Annotated in this window: 18 protein-coding genes, 4 pseudogenes and 1 other annotated feature; of the genes and pseudogenes, 4 read left to right on the forward strand and 18 right to left on the reverse strand. The window is 35.3% G+C overall.

Annotation, left to right across the window (positions count from 1 at the left end):
- The first annotated feature begins 228 nt into the window (after positions 1-228).
- The gene (locus JTI58_RS21395) at positions 229-420 is read left to right on the forward strand and encodes a site-specific integrase (RefSeq protein WP_004230351.1); all 192 of its coding nucleotides are present in this window, start codon (positions 229-231) and stop codon (positions 418-420) included.
- A gap of 514 nt (positions 421-934) precedes the next feature.
- A pseudogene (locus JTI58_RS25260) lies at positions 935-1,033 on the forward strand (hypothetical protein); the annotation flags it as partial.
- A gap of 45 nt (positions 1,034-1,078) precedes the next feature.
- Here JTI58_RS25260 and JTI58_RS21405 read toward each other — a convergent pair.
- Together JTI58_RS21405 and JTI58_RS21410 are read right to left on the reverse strand one after the other, a co-directional pair.
- Positions 1,079-1,960, reverse strand: coding sequence for an alpha/beta fold hydrolase (locus tag JTI58_RS21405; RefSeq protein WP_039884867.1), 882 nt, complete (start codon positions 1,958-1,960; stop codon positions 1,079-1,081).
- Positions 1,961-3,016: 1,056 nt separating this feature from the next.
- On the reverse strand, positions 3,017-3,499 hold the full coding sequence (locus tag JTI58_RS21410) for a hypothetical protein (RefSeq protein ID WP_004230355.1): 483 nt from the start codon (positions 3,497-3,499) through the stop codon (positions 3,017-3,019).
- Between the two features lie 695 nt (positions 3,500-4,194).
- Between JTI58_RS21410 and JTI58_RS24935 the strand changes: the two are divergent.
- Positions 4,195-4,473, forward strand: a pseudogene (locus JTI58_RS24935) (AsnC family transcriptional regulator); the annotation flags it as partial.
- Here JTI58_RS24935 and JTI58_RS21415 read toward each other — a convergent pair.
- From JTI58_RS21415 to JTI58_RS21475, 13 genes and pseudogenes are all read right to left on the reverse strand, one after another.
- On the reverse strand, positions 4,458-4,946 hold the full coding sequence (locus tag JTI58_RS21415; protein ID WP_205443589.1) for a GNAT family N-acetyltransferase: 489 nt from the start codon (positions 4,944-4,946) through the stop codon (positions 4,458-4,460). The pseudogene JTI58_RS24935 and the gene JTI58_RS21415 sit on opposite strands and share 16 nt — an antisense overlap.
- 58 nt (positions 4,947-5,004) lie before the next feature.
- Positions 5,005-6,357 carry an NAD(P)-binding domain-containing protein gene (locus JTI58_RS21420; protein WP_205447506.1) on the reverse strand — a complete coding sequence of 451 codons (1,353 nt, stop codon included), beginning with the start codon at positions 6,355-6,357 and terminating at the stop codon, positions 5,005-5,007.
- Positions 6,358-6,463: 106 nt separating this feature from the next.
- Complete coding sequence (locus JTI58_RS21425) at positions 6,464-6,655, reverse strand: hypothetical protein (RefSeq protein ID WP_205443590.1); 192 nt, start codon at positions 6,653-6,655, stop codon at positions 6,464-6,466.
- 46 nt (positions 6,656-6,701) lie between these two features.
- Positions 6,702-7,118, reverse strand: a complete 417-nt coding sequence (gene arsC, locus JTI58_RS21430) for an arsenate reductase (thioredoxin) (protein ID WP_205443591.1) — start codon at positions 7,116-7,118, stop codon at positions 6,702-6,704.
- A gap of 12 nt (positions 7,119-7,130) precedes the next feature.
- Positions 7,131-8,189 carry an ACR3 family arsenite efflux transporter gene (arsB, locus tag JTI58_RS21435; RefSeq protein WP_205443592.1) on the reverse strand — a complete coding sequence of 353 codons (1,059 nt, stop codon included), beginning with the start codon at positions 8,187-8,189 and terminating at the stop codon, positions 7,131-7,133.
- A complete protein-coding gene (locus JTI58_RS21440) occupies positions 8,182-8,508 on the reverse strand; it encodes an ArsR/SmtB family transcription factor (protein ID WP_205443593.1) in 327 nt (108 codons plus the stop codon). The genes arsB and JTI58_RS21440 overlap by 8 nt, the downstream gene beginning before the upstream one ends.
- A 383-nt stretch (positions 8,509-8,891) precedes the next feature.
- A complete protein-coding gene (locus tag JTI58_RS21445; RefSeq protein ID WP_004230369.1) occupies positions 8,892-9,608 on the reverse strand; it encodes a class I SAM-dependent methyltransferase in 717 nt (238 codons plus the stop codon).
- Between the two features lie 179 nt (positions 9,609-9,787).
- A pseudogene (gene serS, locus JTI58_RS21450) lies at positions 9,788-11,073 on the reverse strand (serine--tRNA ligase).
- 130 nt (positions 11,074-11,203) lie between these two features.
- Positions 11,204-11,420 (reverse strand) — a binding site (T-box leader).
- A 225-nt stretch (positions 11,421-11,645) separates the two neighbouring features.
- A complete protein-coding gene (locus JTI58_RS21455; protein ID WP_205443594.1) occupies positions 11,646-12,119 on the reverse strand; it encodes an EVE domain-containing protein in 474 nt (157 codons plus the stop codon).
- 12 nt (positions 12,120-12,131) lie between these two features.
- Positions 12,132-12,671, reverse strand: a complete 540-nt coding sequence (locus JTI58_RS21460) for a DinB family protein (protein WP_205443595.1) — start codon at positions 12,669-12,671, stop codon at positions 12,132-12,134.
- A 67-nt stretch (positions 12,672-12,738) separates the two neighbouring features.
- Positions 12,739-13,686: a helix-turn-helix transcriptional regulator gene (locus tag JTI58_RS21465; RefSeq protein ID WP_205443597.1), complete on the reverse strand. Its 948-nt coding sequence runs from the start codon at positions 13,684-13,686 to the stop codon at positions 12,739-12,741.
- A gap of 487 nt (positions 13,687-14,173) precedes the next feature.
- Positions 14,174-14,587, reverse strand: coding sequence for a universal stress protein (locus tag JTI58_RS21470; RefSeq protein ID WP_205443598.1), 414 nt, complete (start codon positions 14,585-14,587; stop codon positions 14,174-14,176).
- 11 nt (positions 14,588-14,598) lie between these two features.
- The gene (locus JTI58_RS21475; protein ID WP_205447507.1) at positions 14,599-16,029 is read right to left on the reverse strand and encodes a SulP family inorganic anion transporter; all 1,431 of its coding nucleotides are present in this window, start codon (positions 16,027-16,029) and stop codon (positions 14,599-14,601) included.
- A 93-nt stretch (positions 16,030-16,122) separates the two neighbouring features.
- Between JTI58_RS21475 and JTI58_RS21480 the strand changes: the two genes are divergently transcribed.
- Positions 16,123-16,662 (forward strand): recombinase family protein, encoded by a 540-nt coding sequence (locus tag JTI58_RS21480; RefSeq protein ID WP_205443600.1) that lies wholly within the window; start codon positions 16,123-16,125, stop codon positions 16,660-16,662.
- Positions 16,663-16,881: 219 nt separating this feature from the next.
- On the opposite strand, the pseudogene JTI58_RS21485 reads toward JTI58_RS21480, so the two are convergent.
- The 3 genes and pseudogenes from JTI58_RS21485 to JTI58_RS21495 all read right to left on the reverse strand — a co-directional run.
- Positions 16,882-17,253: pseudogene (locus JTI58_RS21485) on the reverse strand (NUDIX domain-containing protein); the annotation flags it as partial.
- Positions 17,254-17,453: 200 nt separating this feature from the next.
- A complete protein-coding gene (locus tag JTI58_RS21490) occupies positions 17,454-18,068 on the reverse strand; it encodes a cysteine peptidase family C39 domain-containing protein (protein WP_205443601.1) in 615 nt (204 codons plus the stop codon).
- Positions 18,069-18,364: 296 nt separating this feature from the next.
- The gene (locus JTI58_RS21495; protein ID WP_205443603.1) at positions 18,365-18,811 is read right to left on the reverse strand and encodes a MarR family winged helix-turn-helix transcriptional regulator; all 447 of its coding nucleotides are present in this window, start codon (positions 18,809-18,811) and stop codon (positions 18,365-18,367) included.
- Between the last annotated feature and the right edge of the window lie 74 nt (positions 18,812-18,885).

The raw sequence follows: 18,885 nt of genomic DNA on the forward strand, positions 1-18,885 counted from the left end.
TTTCAATGAAACACAACTTCCTATAATTTATATTATGTAAACTAAAATTATTTGGCGAGGAGGAGGGCTTAGATACGTCAACTACCCATAATATCTGTACTTTTCGACTTGTCATTCTGAAGTTCCTTATAATTATCATGTGAACGATAACTCTCCTTTTTTACGATAATGGGATGATTTTGTACGGATAATAATTATTGTTTAATATGATATCTGGAGGTTTTATACTTGCAACTACATGCTGCCATTGATGAATTTGTTTTGTATATCGAGATTGAAAAAAATTACTCAGTTAATACGGTTACGAGTTATGAATACGATTTACAGCTCTTCTTAAGCTTTTTAAAGGATCATGGCTGTTCAACCAGTTTAAATGAGATTACCAAGACCCAAGTACGTCGCTTTATCCAATATTTATGATAATCACTAGAACAAAAATCTCGTTCGGTCAAACGTAAAATTTCATCCTTAAAATCGTTTACCCAATATTGCTTAAACAATACCTTTCTAAGATTTTACGCGAGGGATTGAATCGCCAAAGACCGCTGAAAAACTTCCTGTCTATTTGACCTTAACAGATTTAAGCAGCTATTTGACTATTTAGAGCGCGCCCAATCACACTTTTCGATGCAGAAATGAGCTAATTGTTTAAGTTATTAAAAACTGGTCTAAGTCGTTCTGAACTTGTTTCATTGACATGGCAACAAGTTTATTTGATCGATGAAACGGTTCGAATTGATAAAAAAAGAAAAAAAGAGGGGATATTAACCCTCCATCCACACTTAATCTCCCTTCTGGCACCCTATAAAGCGTCTAAAGTCAGCGCTCCCACCTACCCGCTTCACGCTGCATCATTGCGGCACATTTGCGACACTGATGTGGACAAAATTAAGAAAACGTTGACTTACGAACACTTCAAGAACTTCTTGGTCATGAAAGTATTACATCAACTCAAGTCTATACCCATGTTGAGTTTGAACAGAAAAAGAAAGCCATCGATTCTTTTCGTATTTTTTTATTGCTCTACATTTAGATAGAAAGAAATTAACCGTAATTATTTTAAATACATATGAAGTTGTTAATAGGTAACCAAAAATTTTATTAATTCATCATACATTCTTTCCGAATCATGCCCGAGCCAAATTAAATGACCCCAATTTTGAAGAATACAAAGTTTCGAATTTGTGATGTTATGTTGTGCATGATATGCATGTTCAACAGGTGCAGCACTATCATTTATACTATGTAAAATTAATGTAGGACACTTAATTGAGCGTAAATCAGCTACAGAAATTGTTCCAGTTTGTGATAAGTCAATCATAAAACCATATCCAGAGCGTTGTCTATTGTTCATTTTACGAAACATCTCAATATCAACATCAGTAATTTGAGCGACTACTTCAATATAAGGCAGTTTACTAAAAGAAGGGACCATTTGTTTAAACATAAATTCGGAAAATCGGTTACTTAAGTGACTAATTATTCTCCAAGTATATTTTTCTATAGTAGGACGAAATAAAATTTTGGCTGCTTTATATTCCATATCTTTAGATGCAAGCCATTGTTTCGTTACGGCCGATTGTAGAGTAAGACTTCTTACACGTTCTGGATAATTAGAAGCAAAAAAGATTCCACTTGGTCCTCCAGCAGAAATGGCAATTACATGTACCTTTTCGATATTCAAATGATTGAGTATAGTTAAATAAGCATGGCAGGCTGTTTGAAGATCTTTCCCGAGAAGTGGATCTGTATTACCATATCCAGCTCTAGAAGGAGTTATTATTGAATAACCTTGTTGCAATAATTCAGCGTAGCCAAACTCTTCTTTACAATTAGAATGGCCACCATGAAACACAAGTATTGGTGTACCTTTTCCGATAATTGAATATTCCATTTTTCTTCCAATATCGTCAATGAAATGATCGATAACTCTTTCCTGATAAAGCTCCGTTTCCCCCATTGAAGTCTGCACAACTTACACCCCTTTTTTTTAAAAAAACTTAGAATATTGATACATATATAGGATCTAATATCGTTTTATTCTTTTATTAACTTCTTGTACATTTAGTTCTACAAAAAAATGTGTAACCCTGCCTTTTTAGATGAGAAAAGAATTGCACGATCATTATATTGGATCTTTAATGAAAACGAGCGCTATTTCTTCTTACAGTATCACACTCAATTGTTGAATATCACATGGGAGTTTTTTCAACATTATAAACGGTTCAGTCCTTAAAACTTCTTTTTCATTTTCTGAGACAATCATAATACGGACTTCTTTTGCATTTGAAATGATTCTTAATATACGAATAAGAAATGTCCAGACTTGTATCTGAACAAGAATCTACAGACCCTTCGTTCATGATATTGGTTCAAACTCTACAACAGTTGTTGGGCTCTCCATAGATTTTTATCAGCTATGATTTTGTCAATTAGTTCGATACCATCTTGTTTCTTCATTTCCATGTTTACATCCCTCCAAACTCTTATATGCTGCTTTGCTTCCAGCTTATCCCTCTATAAGTAGCCATCTATTCGGTCTATATCCCGATGTTTTCTGTGCTTCGGCGGGATGTCTCCACCTCCTCCTTGTTTCTTTCAAGATTTGAGTTTGTTCTGTCCTTCACCATAGTTGACTTGGCTCATCTGACTATCACTAGTCAAATTGTTAATTAAAATAACCCTCAAGAGACCTCCCCGGGTAAGCACAGCCACTTTCCTCTCATATAACCCCAAATTTACTGTATGGGATTCGAACAGTATTAGACTTCGCTTTGTTATGCAAGCTTATCCATCCTAAGCCAGCCTTCTATCTGATTTCTGTTCAACAGTTTGAGAGTTTGCGTCCGATTACCTCCAGATTCCACGTCGCCATGGACACCCCTGTCTTTTGCTAACAGGTCCTACTGCCAAGCCTGTATGGACTTTTACCATCGAGTTGTTGTACATGCCGGGCACACATAAAAAGCGTTAATCCATTTGGATCAACGCTTCATTTATTCATCTTGTTTAAAAATTAATCTCTTTGCTTAACTAATACGAAACAATAAGCTATAAAAACAGTGGTCAATAGTAACGCAAGTAATGTCCATCCATTAAAGAAGATATTATTTGAATATGTGTTAAGTAATGGAATTTGAGTTATTTTAGTAACTGAATCATTATTTTCAAAGACTAATAATCTAAATTCTCTTGCTTCTTTAAAAGTAAAGAAATATATAATACTCGAAAGAAGGAATGAAAATATAATTATTATTTTATATTGCATTGTCTTGAAAGTTCTTTTAGCAAAAGAATATGCCATTTTAAATGTACCAATAATCGAAACTATCAAGAACGGGATTAAAAATACTAAAGGAAAGAGTCCTGGATTACCATTACTAATATTATTCTCTGAACTACCTATCAAAACTGGTTCAGTTAAAAAATTAATCAAGTAAAAGGCGATAGAAGTTACAATAATGTTTAAAGAATAAAAAAACAGTGATAATTTATTCACTTTTCCCCCTCACAATCTTTAAATTATCTACTCATGTAAACTGTATTGATTTTATCAGATATACTTGTCCAACTTACATAATTAGTAGATGTATTATATTGTCCACCGTTTGGATCTTTATAACCTACCTAATTTCCGCCTTCAGTATCATAACCATGTATTAGTCTCCAATGGTAGTTTTCTCCACTAAGTAATAACCATACTGCTCCAACAGGATTATTATCGTTTATCGCTGTTTGGATACCTCCAAATGTTGGTGCACCACTAGAATTATAGTTCCATCCTGTCATGTCATGATTTAAGTGAAGTTTTAGACCATTTGCAAAAGAAATATCTAAAGTATTTTCTGAAAATGTGGAAACCTCATTCGTTTGAATTTGATCTTGCTTTGCTTGTATTGAAGTCCAAATTTATATCTTTGAAGTTCTCTAGCACCCTCGAAATCCTTAGCTTTTTGAGTTTTCTTATAATATAACATTAGATAGATATTTCAAATAATTTCAACTATTACCATCTTACCATTACCATCTTTATTATGCCCCCATAGTCGTTGAAAAGGTTTTTCTGAAATTAAATTCCACAATTCTTGGAATGTAAGTTCCCCCTTGTTATTAATTATAAAAACAAGATAAATAAATCATTAAATTCATCCATCCTTTTTAAAATTGATGATTTTTGGAAGATAAACTTTAAAAATGAAAAAAGATGATATTGATAAAAAATTCTAGATGAACTCCATAATAACAGCCGTTTATAAATGAGCGAGCTTGAAAGAAGGGTACATCTGTCCTACCCATCAGTAACGGAACGTGTAAGACAAGTTGATTAGAAGAAATTAGGTTTACCAATCCAATGCATAATTGAAGCCACTGTAAAAAATGGTGAATATAAATCTTATTAAAATTATATCGAGAAACTTCCTAGTATAGAATTTCGTGAGCATAGCAGGGAGCGCGTACTATATGTTTAATCTTCTTTCCATTAAAACTGTATCATGCCATTTCCCATGTAACTGAGCAATTTTTTCTCTTGTACCAACAATTCTAAAGCCCATCTTTTTATGTAATTGGATACTTGATGAATTGATCGCAAAGATGGATGATTGGAGTGTCCAAAACCCCTCCTTTTCACTCGTTTCTATTAGTAATTTAAAAAGCCTTGAAGCAATACCCTTGCCTTTATAATCACTTGATAGATAAACACTAACTTCTCCCACTCCAGAATAAACAGCGCGTGTAGAGACAGGGGAAATACTAATCCAACCAACTACTCTATTGTGTTCTTCTGCAACAAAGCGCAAGGCCGCATGATGTCTTTCATCCCATACCTGTTCACTAGGCACAATTGTTTCAAAGGTTGCCATTCCTGTTTCGATTCCCTCTTTATAAATATTTAATACCTCTTGTAAATCCTTATTTTCCATTTTACGAATAATTAGTGTGTCCATCCCATTTCCCCCTTAGTATTTTAAAAAGGACTGCTAGCTTGCGCTAACAGTCAAATTTTTAACAACATGTATTTGATTGATTGACAAGATTAATACTACATACGCCTGTTTCTGGTAATTCTAATTCCACACGTTTCGACGCTTCTTCATCTCCTGATAAATAAGCTGTTATGGAACGAACCTGTTCATAGACTGTTGCCATTAAAAATGTGGGTGCACGTCCATAACTTTTAGCTCCGACAATATAGAAGTCCTTTTCAGGTTGACGTAGTATTTCTTCACCATGCGCCCTTACTGTGCCACAACTATGAACATTTGGATCAATTAGTGGCGCTAATGCATGCACACTTTCAGTTGCTGAGTCAATCGAAAGGCGTAATTCGCTGTTAATTGATAGGTCTGGTCTATTTCCCGCATTGACAATAAGCTCTTCAAATCCTGTTAATACTTTTTGTTCTCCGTTTATAGTACCAACAATATGGATGTTCTCTTCTTTCTTCACCTGTGAGATATAGAAAGGAGTTATTACTTCAACCTTACCTGTATCTACTAATTCGTGAATGCGAACACCGAGTGCGCCACGTGCTGCTAATGCATCTTTTTCTTCTCCACCATAGGCTTCTTCTACAGTTCCTTTACGCATAATCCATACTAGCTTTGTTGAAGGGTTTTCTCTCTGTAATTCAGCCAAAGCTAATAAGGTATTGATCGCTGAATGGCCACCACCAATAACTGCAATTTTCTTATTAGCATATCTTTTAGTATTCGTATTAATTTCTGGGATACCATACTCAATGTGATCTGCTAATGCTTTTTCATTTTGGAGCCATACACCTGTAGAATTTGCTGGGTTTGGATTTCCCCATGTTCCTGTTGCATCAATAACTGCTTTTGCCTCAATAATATCGATGTCATCCTCTTTTTCAACATAAATATTAAAGGACTGATTGAATCGATTTTTTGATTTCATTTTATCATTTAATTGTCGTGAAATACCTACTACTTTTGAGTTCAATCGGATACTTGGTTTTATTTGTTTTAATTCTGCCAAGGGTTTTAAATAAAGATCAATTAACTCATGCCCGGTAGGTATTGTTTCTAAGTTAGGTTCTACCCAATCAGACCCCTCTAATAATGATTTAGCAGCTTTATTGATGTTATATTGCCATGGTGAAAATAATGTAACATGCCCCCAGGTACGAATATTGTGTGCTATTTCATGCCCAGCCTCAAGTAAAATAAATGCTTGCTTTTGTTCCACTAAATGAGCAGCTGTAGCTAATCCAATGGGACCTGCACCAATTATGACAATCGGTAAATTCTTATTGGGGTTATTAACACTCTCCTGTACTTCAATATCCTTAGTAGTACAACAAGATCCATTTTGGTTGATTACTTTTAGTGTTTTCATCATTAAATTCTCCTCTTTTTTATATAAGCATTCACTTATATAAAATGTATTTTTTACGCCTAGCAGTTAGCTAGACGTTGAACTTTGTAATTTACACATTTCAATTTCAATTTCTTTTATAGCCCTTTTCAAATTGCAACCAAGTAGAAGTGCCGTAATGATCTCTATCTCCTTTAAAAAAGAAATCAAATGCAAACTTATTAGCCTGATTCAATGTGTATTCTCTACTTTTCATAATTAACATTAAATAAGCGATAAAATAATTTTTAGTTAATACGCTAGCATGGTTTACTGTCATGATTGTATCCTCCATTCAACGGATTGAAGTATTTCTAATAGAAGTATTACAGCTCCTCAGCTACAAATTGTTCAATGCGTTTACCAATTGCATCACGAACATTTTGAAATACAGCCCACTTTTCTTCATCCGTACCTGTCGCCTTCGCAGGATCTTCAAATCCCCAATGCTCCCGACGAACGTGAGAAGGTGTCATTGGGCATTTATCAGCTGCATCCCCACATAACGTGACAACTAACGTTGCACTGTTTAATGTCTCAGTATCAATTACATCTGATGTATGATTCGAAATATCGATGCCTACCTCTGCCATCGCTTTTATAGCATTCGGGTTTACACCATGTGCTTCAATACCCGCACTTTTAACTGTCCAATTAGTAGGTAGTAATTTCTTTGCCCATCCTTCAGCCATCTGACTTCGACATGAGTTTCCTGTACATAAGAAATAAAGTGTATTTGTCATAGTAATTGCTCCTTATAATTTAATGGTTTTAAAGTATTTTTTCTGCCAACGTAGGGCAACCCATACAAGTCCGATGAGAACAGGTACTTCTACAAGTGGACCAATAACAGCAGCGAATGCCACGCCACTGTGAAGGCCAAACACGCCAACTGCTACCGCAATCGCCAGCTCAAAATTGTTACTTGCAGCTGTAAAAGAAAGGGCTGCTGTGACAGGATAAGATGCACCTACTTTACGGGAAGAGAAGAATGACACAGCAAACATAATGACAAAGTAAATAAATAATGGGATTGCAATTCGTACCACATCAAGTGGCAGTTCTACTAATTGCTCACCCTTTAAGGCAAACATCATCACTATCGTAAATAACAGGGCAATTAAAGTAAGTGGTGAAATTTTTGGCAAGAATTTTTCCTCATACCACTGTTTCCCTTTTGCTTTAATGCCTATCCATCGTGTGAGGAACCCTGCAGCAAATGGTATCCCTAAGTAAATTAGAACGCTCTTTGTAATCTCCCACATAGAAATAGATACATTGAAATTCTCTAAACCAAACCAACCAGGTAATACATTTAAGAAAAAGTAAGCAAAAATTGAATACGTCACGATTTGAAAGATGGAGTTAAACGCAACTAAACCAGCTACATATTCACGGTCTCCACGCGCTAAATCATTCCATACAATGACCATTGCAATACATCGAGCTAAACCAATCATAATGAGTCCTGCCATATATTCAGGGTAATCATGCAGGAAGATGATGGCTAAAAAGAACATTAAGAACGGTCCGAGTAACCAGTTTTGAAAAAGCGATAGTAAAAGCACTTTCCAATCCTTAAAGACCCGCCACATTTCCTCATATTTTACTTTCGCTAATGGTGGATACATCATGACAATTAACCCGATTGCAATTGGTATGGACGTTGTGCCAATAGACATGGACTCTAAAGCTTCACCAACATTAGGCATGGTGATACTTAATACAACACCTATTCCCATCGCAACGAATATCCAAAGGGTAAGGTAACGATCTAGAAAAGAAAGCTGCTGGGTTAAAGAATTATTATTCATTATCAGTTCCCCCTACATGGCAACAATCTGTATCACAGTTGCACCCGTTTAAAGGCTGAATTTGTTCTAAAATGCCCTTCATCAGTGGCGTTTGATCCTCTACTAAACGGTAATGTTTCCAAGTCCCTACTTTTCGTTCCGTAATAATGCCTGCCTCCTTTAATTTTCGCAGATGTTGACTAACGGCTGGTTGTGAAATTCCTAACACATCCACAAAATCACATACACATACCTCCCCATTTTTCATACATGCAAGTAATTTAATGCGATTTAAATCAGCTGCTGCTTTTAGTTGTTTTTCAATTAGTGTGTTTTCCATTTAGCTGCACTCCTTATATAATCATTTGCTTATATATTAATTTAAATAAAGTCACCTCGTTAAGCAAAGGTGAATTAATCCGTATATAACTATATTCTTATATTATGATTTAATGTTTTGAATTGCAACAGAAATTTGCCCAATTTGAAAATTTCTTTTTTCAACTCCCTTAAAAACATACTTAAGAATTTTAACAACTTCAAAAACTCCATTTTGAAAAAAGTATTCAAAATGGAGTTACTCCTTTTAAATAAATATGAGATTTTTAAAAAGGTTTGATCAATTTCCAGCTATGTTGTTTAACAAACGCGCCTAATTGTTGAATAAGGATACTTAAATGCTGGAATTGTCAAATTCGATAAGTTTACGAAGAACCTCCCTATTTATTTTATCCCATGAAAAATAAAAGATTTTGTTTCTGCAGTTGCTTGTTTAAACTCCCAATCTCCATAAGCTTGAATTTGTGAAAAGCCTGCCTTTTGTAAAGATTCATAGATTTCTTCCTGTGTTCGGAATTTTAATTGCATTTTTTCACGAATAACTACTTCTTCTGTACGTGTATTTTTCACCGTTTCATAAAACGTAAAAACATCTTCTACAAACCCCTCGTATTCAGTCCAAATTTCAAGTGGCTCCCCGCTCACCTGATTCACTGCAACATCAGGTGTTAAATCCTTTTTCCAATGTTCCCATGCTTTTGCTAATGGATTGCGTGTATCAAAAATAAAGTGTCCTCCAGATTTTAAAGCTCGATATGCATCTGAAATGACGTTCTTCCAACTTTCCTCTGTAAGAAATACTTGCGCAACATTTGCTGTCATTATGACAGCATCAAACATATTGGTTTTTAAGTTTGAGCTATCACCAACAATCCAAGCCACTTCCCCTTGATACTCTTTATTTTTTGCATATTCGATTGCCTCTTCATTCGGGTCAATAGCTATAATATGATAACCAGCTTTAGCAAAGTGGTTGGTCAATCTTCCTGTTCCGCAACCCAAATCAGCTATTTTTTTTACATTTAATTTCTTTAACATTTTTACAAAGAATTCATCGTCTTTGCCCCATTTATTAACTTGGTCATATACTAATGGAATCATTTACTTACCTACTTTCTTCATCTACTCATTATTTCTCTTAAACTACTTATTAAAGAAATGCGCCCTATTATTGAATAAGCTATTGCATGATGTATTCATAATATTCATTAGTTTGTTATAGCACGTAATTACGCTACATCTTTATAAGGCAAGACAATAAAGGATATCTAAAATCGCTTTTACCCGTTATTTAGGGCAATTACTTCTTTACCACCCATATATGGTCTTAAAACTTCAGGAATTACTACACTTCCATCAGCTTGTTGATAGTTTTCTAGGATAGCGGCAACTGTACGACCAATGGCAAGACCTGAACCGTTTAATGTATGAACATATTCTGGTTTTGCATTTGGCTCACGACGGAAGCGGATATTTGCTCGTCGTGCTTGGAAATCTTCAAAGTTAGAACAAGAAGAAATTTCACGGTACATGTTTTGTGCAGGAATCCAAACTTCTAAATCATATTTCTTCGCTGCAGTAAAACCTAAATCAGCTGTACACATTTTTAGCTTACGATAAGGTAAGCCTAGTAATTGTAATACCTTTTCCGCATGATTTGTTAATAGCTCTAATTGTTCGTATGATTCCTCTGGTTTTACAAAGCGAACTAATTCTACTTTGTTGAACTGGTGTTGACGGATTAAACCACGTGTATCACGACCTGCAGATCCCGCTTCTGAACGGAAGCATGCACTATACGCTGCAAAGCCTTGCGGTAAAGCCTCAGCCGGTAAAATCTCATCACGATAGAAGTTCGTTACTGGTACTTCTGCAGTTGGAATCATGAAATAATCTGTTTCCTCTAATTTGAATACATCTTCCTCAAACTTCGGAAGCTGTCCTGTACCTGTTAGGCTATCACGATTAACAATGACAGGTGGTAGCATTTCCTCGTAACCATGCTCTTCTGCATGTAAATCCATCATAAATGTCATCAGTGCTCGTTCTAAGCGAGCTCCAAGACCACGGTAGAATAAGAACGGCTACCTGTTACTTTTGCTCCTCGTTCAAAGTCAACAATCTTCAAATCTGTAGCAAGATCCCAGTGTGCTTTAATGTCAAAATCAAATGTTGGAATTTCGCCCCAGGTATATTCTTCTATATTGTCGTCCTCTGTTGTGCCTACTGGTACAGATTCGTGTGGAATATTTGGCAAGCGCATCATCATATCTTTAAAGTGCTCTTCCACATTATTTAGTTGAACATCTATCTCTTTAATTTCATCACCAACCTGACGCATACGAGCAATAATTTCATCTACATTCTCCTTGTTGCGCTTCATAATTGAAATCTGTTCAGATACTTTATTGCGCTCTGCCTTTAATTCTTCTGTTTTAGCAATTAACTCACGACGCTTTGCATCTAAATCTTCAAAATCATCTAAGTTTCCTAAATCTTCATTACGTGTTAATAGAATTTCTTTAATTTCCGTGAAATTATCACGTATGCGTTTAATATCTAACATAGTCATACCTCCAGTAAATTTAATGATGGGAATCGTTGCATCCTTTAAGTCTTGGTGTAATTGCGTTGTAAGCTAAACTCAAATAGCTCCATTTTGAATAAAAATATACACAAAAAAGCCCCCACCCCTAAAAAGGGACGAGAGCTACCCGCGTTACCACCCTAATTGATTAAGGCATATGCCTAATCCACTTATTTTATAACGGCATTTCAGCCGGCAACAGCCTACTTACATTACTTCGACTGTGCAACTCCAGGACGGATTCACAAGTGCTTTTATCAGCTTCCACCGACCGCTGACTCTCTAAAAAAAACGTGCTTGCTACTACTTCCCATCATCGTGTTCAGTTATTTAAATTTTAACCATACTGTACTATATAAAAACAAATTTTTCAAGTCATTCCATAGGATACAAATTATTCTAGAAATTTTATTACCTTAACAAGATACTCCGCAATCTGGCCCTAAAATGAGAGCGAGCGCTGATCCTTATTACAGAATCGCGCCCGATTGCTGAAGATTGTTCTAACTAAGGCACACTATAGTTTAAGTGAAATTGTTCACAAAATGTAATCAGTGTTTTAATATCTCGGATAACGCCTGTTCCTCACCATCTAACATCGAAGTAACGATTGTCATAAAATCTTCAGCTCCAATTTCAAAATGACCTCTACGAAATGGATATCCCCAATTGCGATTTCCACGCGTAAAAGTGAGCTGGTTTAACAACAATGCAATCTTAACTTCTCGACAAGGAATATAACGCATATCTCTGCGAAATGGCACAAACGACTCCGACACATGATGTTTGTAAGCACCGTTATCCGTAACCTGACCAATAGCAGTAAATGCTTGAACTGGCTTCCCTTTGGACATGTCTGTCCGAGGGGAATAGTATATCAGCCAATCACCTGGAGACATTTTACGCAAAGGTGCTGCCTTACCGTGACACAATTGTGCAAAACCACCTTCTATGGCTAAATTCACATGAGAAGCGGATACAACGCCAATCCAATATCTGCTTTTCTGACTTGTTTTATTCGACATGATGCATCCCCCCTACTCTTCAAATGCTAAACACGTTTTCAACCGATCCAATTGTAAAAAATGATGTCTGTAATGCATTTCAATCAACATAAACCATTCCTGCGCGTTTAAAGCACCGAACGCCGGATGAAGTATCTTGTTACTTACAGGCGCTTGAAGTAGAACTGATTCCGTATTCCTCATCTGTTCCACTACACTGTTAAGTCCTTCTACCAAATGCTCCATGCTCTCTGGTGGTTGCGGAGTATACATCGGAGAAGCAGGGACCTTATTACGAACAGCTGGAAATTGTTCTAGTTTAAAAACAATCTTACCCTGCTCAGTTTTTTCCTTCGTTGGGTTCAATGTCGATTCGCTACCAGCTAAACATTGCTCGACATTATGTTGATGCATGAAAGCTGATTGAATTAAATGTACATACATCTGTCCAATGGACCAATCTTCTTCGTTCAGCTTTCTATGTAATTTATCCATATTGAGTTTTGTCAGTTCTTCCAAATATCTTTCTACTGTAAGTTCAAATGACTTCAATACTTCCTTTGTACTTTTCATCCTTTAAGCAGCTCCTCTTCATTTTGGTATAGTCACAGTATAAAAGAACACTACTGACAGGTGTATGTCAGTAGTGTTCTAAAATTTTTTTCGCTACTTCCCGAATCTTGAAGCGTAAAGACTTCGGCTCAATCACCTCGATATCTCCGCCCCAGCCGAGTAAATGATGTAATAGTTCCTCTGGATACCGAACACGAAATTGAAAGATTACATCCTCATTCCGCTCCTCAATGGATGCAATATAAAAATTAACTGCCTCAATGATTTTGTCGGCAATTTCGGGGTTTGCCCTCATTATTATTCTTTCATCTCGATTGTCAGGTGGTCGATAGCTACTAAGGTCAAAATCATTTGGTAGAAGAAATTGATCTTCCAACACAGAAAGTTCGGACATCCGGGACAAGCGGAAATGTCGCATTTCTTGTCTCATATCACAATATGCTAGTAAAACCCAATTTTCATGGACAAGTGTTAATCCATATGGAGAGACCACACGTTTATGCTTCCGATTCCCATCTGTTCCTGGCATTTTTTTAATATACATAAAACTGATTTTGCACTGTTTCAAAATTGCATCGCGAACTTGATTAAGATACGTTTTTACCCGCTCTTCAGTTGACTGCTCGCCTATATGAAGCAGTCGCATTGTTTCCCGAACAAGCCTTGACTCGTTACGAACTGACTCCGACAAAGTAGCCTCGATTTTGCGTTTAGCGGACTTTGCATTAATACCATAATCTGTATCCAACCTTTGCTCGATAAAATCAGCTCCCATGAGCAGGGAGACGGCCTCTTCGGCTGTGAACCTAACCGGGGGTAGAAAATATCCTTCCATTAAGGAATATCCCTGACCAGGGGCGCCTAAAATGGGAACCCCAGCCTCACTTAGAGTTTGAATATCCCTATATATGGTACGCACACTTGTCTCAAATTGAGAAGCTAAATCTTCTGCTCTCAATGTTTTACTTCGCTGTAATTCAAGCGTGATTGCAAGCTGCCTCTCAGTTTTGTTCATTTTTTTCCTCCACCATTTCTACATTCTATTACGGTACTTGCCCAATAGTTGAGTAACAGCAAACAATGTAATTGGGCTATATCCCTGGATTCGTTTGTATGATATCAAGTTTGCTTAGAGTCATGGTACAACAATTGATAATAGTTGCTTCAATTAAGAATTTTTAAACACCATTCAACTAGATTTTCCTGTTAAAACAGGTATTCACCCATGTTTTCACGAAGTCTTAATCTAATAATTCTTCAGCAAATTTAATCATCCTTAGTCTCAAATTGCACATATTTCTTATAATATCATAAAAATTTTTGTACTAGACTGCCCCATTTGTTGAACAAAAAAATCCTGCATATCGACACAGGATGTTTAAACAAACTTGATTATAAATGATCAATTTTTTTATAAAACTACAAAGGCTACCTGTGAATTTTTCATACTCAAGTTAAACCTTTCCAAAGTATTTCCATTTTACATGCTTCATTAAACCTTGCTATTTCACTATTAACGCTGGGCAATGAACATGTTTCATCACTTTGTGGCTGACACTTCCTAACACCATCTCTTGTAAAGTATTTAAGCCTCTGCTACCAATGATAACAAGATCAACTTGCTTTTCATTTGCGTACGTCACAATTATATGACCAGGTGTACCATGTAAAATCATTAATTTGAAGTTACTACCAGCAACTCTTAAAACTTCTTCTACTGGTGCTACCTTTCGTTTACGTTCTAATAATAAACTTTCACTAGATACAGCATGTAACACTTCTGTTTTCGCCTTTTCAAAATCTGCCACATACACCATTTCAATCAGTGAATTCTCAGAAGCAATTTTGACTGCCTCTTTTGCGGCACGCATTGAATTCTCAGAACCATCAACAGCCAATAAAATATGTTTATACATATATATCCCCCTTAATGTGATACACTTACATTTAATAATTGGTTATATAATTTTTCACTCGCTGGGTTCATGCCAATGACTTTCACTGTTTTCCCCTGCTCTTCTAACTTCGTGACGACTTTTACGACTGCACCAACTGCTGATTCATCCCATAAATGGCTACTTGTTAAGTCGATTGTAACGATATCAGCCTTAACTGCTTCAAGTGTTTGGACAAATTTTTGTGTAGACGCAAAGAATAAAGGACCTTCTACAATAAATGTACCGTTATCTTGATGTATTCGTACCTTTGAAATCGTTGCAACAAAGAATAAAGAACTTAAAATTACTCCTAATACAACTCCAATCGCCAAGTTATCTGTATAGACAACTACAGCTACGGTTGCAAGCATAACGAATGCCTCACTTTTAGGTGCTTTGACAATATATTTAAACGATCCCCAATCAAATGTACCAATACTTACCATGATCATAATTCCTACAAGTACTGGCATTGGAATATCAACCACGATGTTGCCAAGTACCAGGATTAAGAACATTAGGAACATCCCAGCCACAAGTGTTGATAGGCGTCCTCGACCACCTGATTTTACGTTAATCATCGATTGTCCGATCATTGCACATCCCGCCATACCACCAAAGAAACCGTTAACGATGTTTGCAATTCCTTGTCCACGTGCCTCAATATTTTTATTGGATTTTGTATCCGTCATATCATCAACAATTTGTGCGGTCATTAGTGATTCCATTAACCCAACAAGCGCTAATGCTAGTGCGTAAGGGAAAATAATTACTAACGTTTCAAAATTAAATGGTACGTCTGGAATGAAAAAATGCGGTAAGCTCTGTGAAATTGCACCTAGATCTCCTATCGTTTTTAGTTCAAAATTAAAAATGAATGTTACAGCCGTTAACATAATAATCGCAATTAACGGTGCAGGTATTGCTTTAATGAATCGAGGTAAAATGTATACGATACATAATGTGACCACGATGAATATATACGTTACATACCCTTCTCGAAAAAAGTGTGGTACTTGAGCCATGAAAATTAAGATTGCTAGTGCATTAACAAAGCCAATCATGACCGAATTTGGTATAAAACGCATGAGCTTAGCAATTCCAAATACACCAAATAAAACTTGAATAATTCCTGTTAAAATGGTTGCTGCTAATAAATATTGTAACCCATGGTCTGCCACCAAATCTGCAATCACGAGTGCCATTGCTCCTGTTGCGGCAGAAATCATTCCCGGTCTTCCCCCAACAAATGCTATAATAACAGCAATAGAAAAGGACGCATAAAGTCCGACCATTGGATCGACACCAGCAATGATAGAAAAGGCAATTGCTTCAGGTATAAGCGCTAAGGCGACGACCATCCCTGATAAGATGTCACCACGCACATTACCAAACCATTGTTGCTTTAAACTTTGCATGATATTCTCCTTCTTTACTAAAATATAATCTTTGAATATCATAGCATTCTTTTCCCAAAAAGGAACCTTTACGGAACTGAAATGGAGTGAAATTATATGATTTACGGTTATCAACGACCCTTATATAATGATGAGGATATGCAAATTCAAACTGTTGCTTTAAAGAATTGTGACCATCTATTTACTGAAAATCATGGTCGTGCGAAAAAGCGATTAGCGCTTGAAGAATTACTCATGACAATAGAAAAAGACGATACCATTCAGGTACTTCGTTTCTTTAGCATCGCGGATACAACTAGGCATTTAGAAGACCTACTAAAAATTTGTAAAAGAGATCAGGTAACTATTCACTTTATGGAGGAAAATATTACGTCCACACAAATTCTTGAAATGCCACTTGAGCAAGTTTTACAATTCTTTTTAACATTTCAAAGTGATATCGTAAAGCAATCAACTACTTTAGGAATGGCTGAAGCAAAAGCAAAAGGAAAATCAATTGGGCGACCTAAGAAATCAGATGAAAATATAAAAAAGGCAATTGAGATGTATCAGTCTGGAAACACATTATTGGATATTAAGAATGAAACAGGTATTAGTAAATCAACGCTTTATCGTTATCTAGAGTCAATAGAATAAAACAACAGTAAATTGAAATCTTTATAACCTATCAATTAAATTAAAAACAAGCCTGCTTATGCGTTAGTTTGAGCAGGCTTGTTTTCTGAGTGAATTCGTTTTTATTTCCCGAAAAGTCATAAAAAGATGGTATTCAATACTATGCTTCGTTAATTCAATAAAATGAGCTGCCTTTGCAACTCCTTGTTCTTAGCACCTTAGCTTAAATAATTTCTTTCATCAACTTTGTTCAGTGTTAATCTGATTTAATAACCTTTTGTTCAATTCCCATAACGCCGTTTTATTGCTACCCCATTTCAAAAGTATTACTGCCTCTTCAAAACATAACCATTTATAGTTAAGGTGCTCTTTGGATAAAGATATATCTTTTGTAGGAATTTTTTTTGTGATGTAGTTAAAAATCATATATCTATCCATAGCAACTGGATTTACATATTCATAGAGACCTTTAAAAATAAGGTTACTTACTTCTAAACCCGTTTCTTCTTTTACTTCTCTAATTGCATTTTCCAAAATACTTTCAGGAAATTCAACTTTTCCACCAGGTGGAATAAACCCTTTGAAATGATCATGTTGTCTATCAAGTAGTAAAACCTTATCTTCTTTAGGTTTCGGTCTCTCTCAAAACTTTCATTTGGGAACGTTATTGAGGTTTGTATTAGATACGTTATAAATCCTTGTGGCACTACACTAAAGCACCCGTTTAACAAAAATAGAATATATAATCTTTTTTTGGTATATTTGGTTCTTGCTAGCACAACTAGACAGTTTAAATTTCTTCGTCATTGAGATTAATGCTGCGAAATATCTACAGAAATGTAAGTATTGCTAGAAATAGGCATATGGATTTTCTTTACATTCCACAATTTCTGAAATTCCTTAATTGGAACTTTTCGATTATATTTTTTATTGTCATCATCACAATTCACCAAATGCCCTAACGATTCTGAAAGATAAATATACTCTTTGTCGTAGCCTACAACGGGGACAAAATGCAAATTATTAAGCCCCTTCTGTACTTTAATAAAAACAATTACAGGAGTTCCTTTACTAACTTCGTACTTTAATGAATGTATATCACCTTTATAATAGCTTGTTTTAAAGCCTTTTTCTCTTAATATTTTACGAATTCCCTTTGGATATACATTACCTGCTCTTGTTTTACAAGGAAAATGTGTATATAACGATTCTCCCTCAGCTTCTATACCGAAATGACGTAGTAGATACGCTGTTGAAAACGCTGCACATTCTGTATTTTTTTGTAAATCAATTCGATTATTTTGTTGAATAAGATAATTAGGTGGATAATCTCTTTTGCGTAAAACAGGTATAGGTAATGTCATTAAATATGCATTAATACTAATTGTTATAACCAGCCAAAAAATAACTGTTCTAATTATAAACATATTGCCTCCCACATTGTTTTCATTTGTATTAAAATTACATTTTATAACTGAATTTACCATATTATTGATTAAAGTATATCATTCCCAAAGCGTCGTTTGGTAGACATTTTATAAAAGTTTGTTATTCCACATTCTGGCCCGTTTATTGAACAAAAAAAACCTGCATATCAACACAGGATTTTTAATCAAACTTTATTATCAATGATCAAATTTTTTATAAAACTACAATTACATCTTTTATTGGACTATTTTTTACAGGTAGATGAAATTATTAATTGCTTATAACCTTTAACGCATTATGAAGAAGGCATACAACAAAAGCTTGATTTAGCCATAGCTTTGTTTAAAAGTTCAATTGAACGTAAAACAGTTTCTTTTTCGAACTCATTCAAATGCGAAAAAACTTCATTTAAATAATTGTTTATCATTTCATCAATTGTAGTAGCGAGAAATGTCCCTTCCACCGTTAATGACAAAATGTACACTCTTTTATCTGATGGTAGAGGATTTTTTTTGACAAGATTCATCTTAATAAGAGATTGAATCTGTCTACTAAATGTAGTAATATCCATTCCTATTGCCTCTGCTATTTGTTGCATAGATGGGTTATTTTGTTTGTCTATCTCATATAGAATATGGCTCTGTATTGGTGTGATGTCAATTGATCCTACAGAACAACATGTTTTATTTAGTAAAGCAAACTTTTGAGTTAATACTTGAAAAAGTTCACGTTTATTTTCCATTTAATCATCTCCTATAAAGACATATATATATTATTTACTTGCAAAATGCAACTAAAATATATTTAACTTTTTTT

Origin of the sequence: Lysinibacillus fusiformis (assembly GCF_016925635.1) — a bacterium.
GTDB lineage: Bacteria > Bacillota > Bacilli > Bacillales_A > Planococcaceae > Lysinibacillus > Lysinibacillus fusiformis_F.

What these genes read in the sequence shown, in the direction of transcription:
- JTI58_RS21405 (WP_039884867.1), bottom strand. Translation starts at nt 1,960, where the DNA reads ATGGGGGAAACGGAGCTTTATCAGGAAAGAGTTATCGATCATTTCATT.
- JTI58_RS21415 (WP_205443589.1), bottom strand. Translation starts at nt 4,946, where the DNA reads ATGGACACACTAATTATTCGTAAAATGGAAAATAAGGATTTACAAGAG.
- JTI58_RS21420 (WP_205447506.1), bottom strand. Translation starts at nt 6,357, where the DNA reads ATGAAAACACTAAAAGTAATCAACCAAAATGGATCTTGTTGTACTACT.
- JTI58_RS21425 (WP_205443590.1), bottom strand. Translation starts at nt 6,655, where the DNA reads ATGACAGTAAACCATGCTAGCGTATTAACTAAAAATTATTTTATCGCT.
- arsC (WP_205443591.1), bottom strand. Translation starts at nt 7,118, where the DNA reads ATGACAAATACACTTTATTTCTTATGTACAGGAAACTCATGTCGAAGT.
- arsB (WP_205443592.1), bottom strand. Translation starts at nt 8,189, where the DNA reads ATGAATAATAATTCTTTAACCCAGCAGCTTTCTTTTCTAGATCGTTAC.
- JTI58_RS21440 (WP_205443593.1), bottom strand. Translation starts at nt 8,508, where the DNA reads ATGGAAAACACACTAATTGAAAAACAACTAAAAGCAGCAGCTGATTTA.
- JTI58_RS21445 (WP_004230369.1), bottom strand. Translation starts at nt 9,608, where the DNA reads ATGATTCCATTAGTATATGACCAAGTTAATAAATGGGGCAAAGACGAT.
- JTI58_RS21455 (WP_205443594.1), bottom strand. Translation starts at nt 12,119, where the DNA reads ATGTCGAATAAAACAAGTCAGAAAAGCAGATATTGGATTGGCGTTGTA.
- JTI58_RS21460 (WP_205443595.1), bottom strand. Translation starts at nt 12,671, where the DNA reads ATGAAAAGTACAAAGGAAGTATTGAAGTCATTTGAACTTACAGTAGAA.
- JTI58_RS21465 (WP_205443597.1), bottom strand. Translation starts at nt 13,686, where the DNA reads ATGAACAAAACTGAGAGGCAGCTTGCAATCACGCTTGAATTACAGCGA.
- JTI58_RS21470 (WP_205443598.1), bottom strand. Translation starts at nt 14,587, where the DNA reads ATGTATAAACATATTTTATTGGCTGTTGATGGTTCTGAGAATTCAATG.
- JTI58_RS21480 (WP_205443600.1), top strand. Translation starts at nt 16,123, where the DNA reads ATGATTTACGGTTATCAACGACCCTTATATAATGATGAGGATATGCAA.
- JTI58_RS21490 (WP_205443601.1), bottom strand. Translation starts at nt 18,068, where the DNA reads ATGTTTATAATTAGAACAGTTATTTTTTGGCTGGTTATAACAATTAGT.
- JTI58_RS21495 (WP_205443603.1), bottom strand. Translation starts at nt 18,811, where the DNA reads ATGGAAAATAAACGTGAACTTTTTCAAGTATTAACTCAAAAGTTTGCT.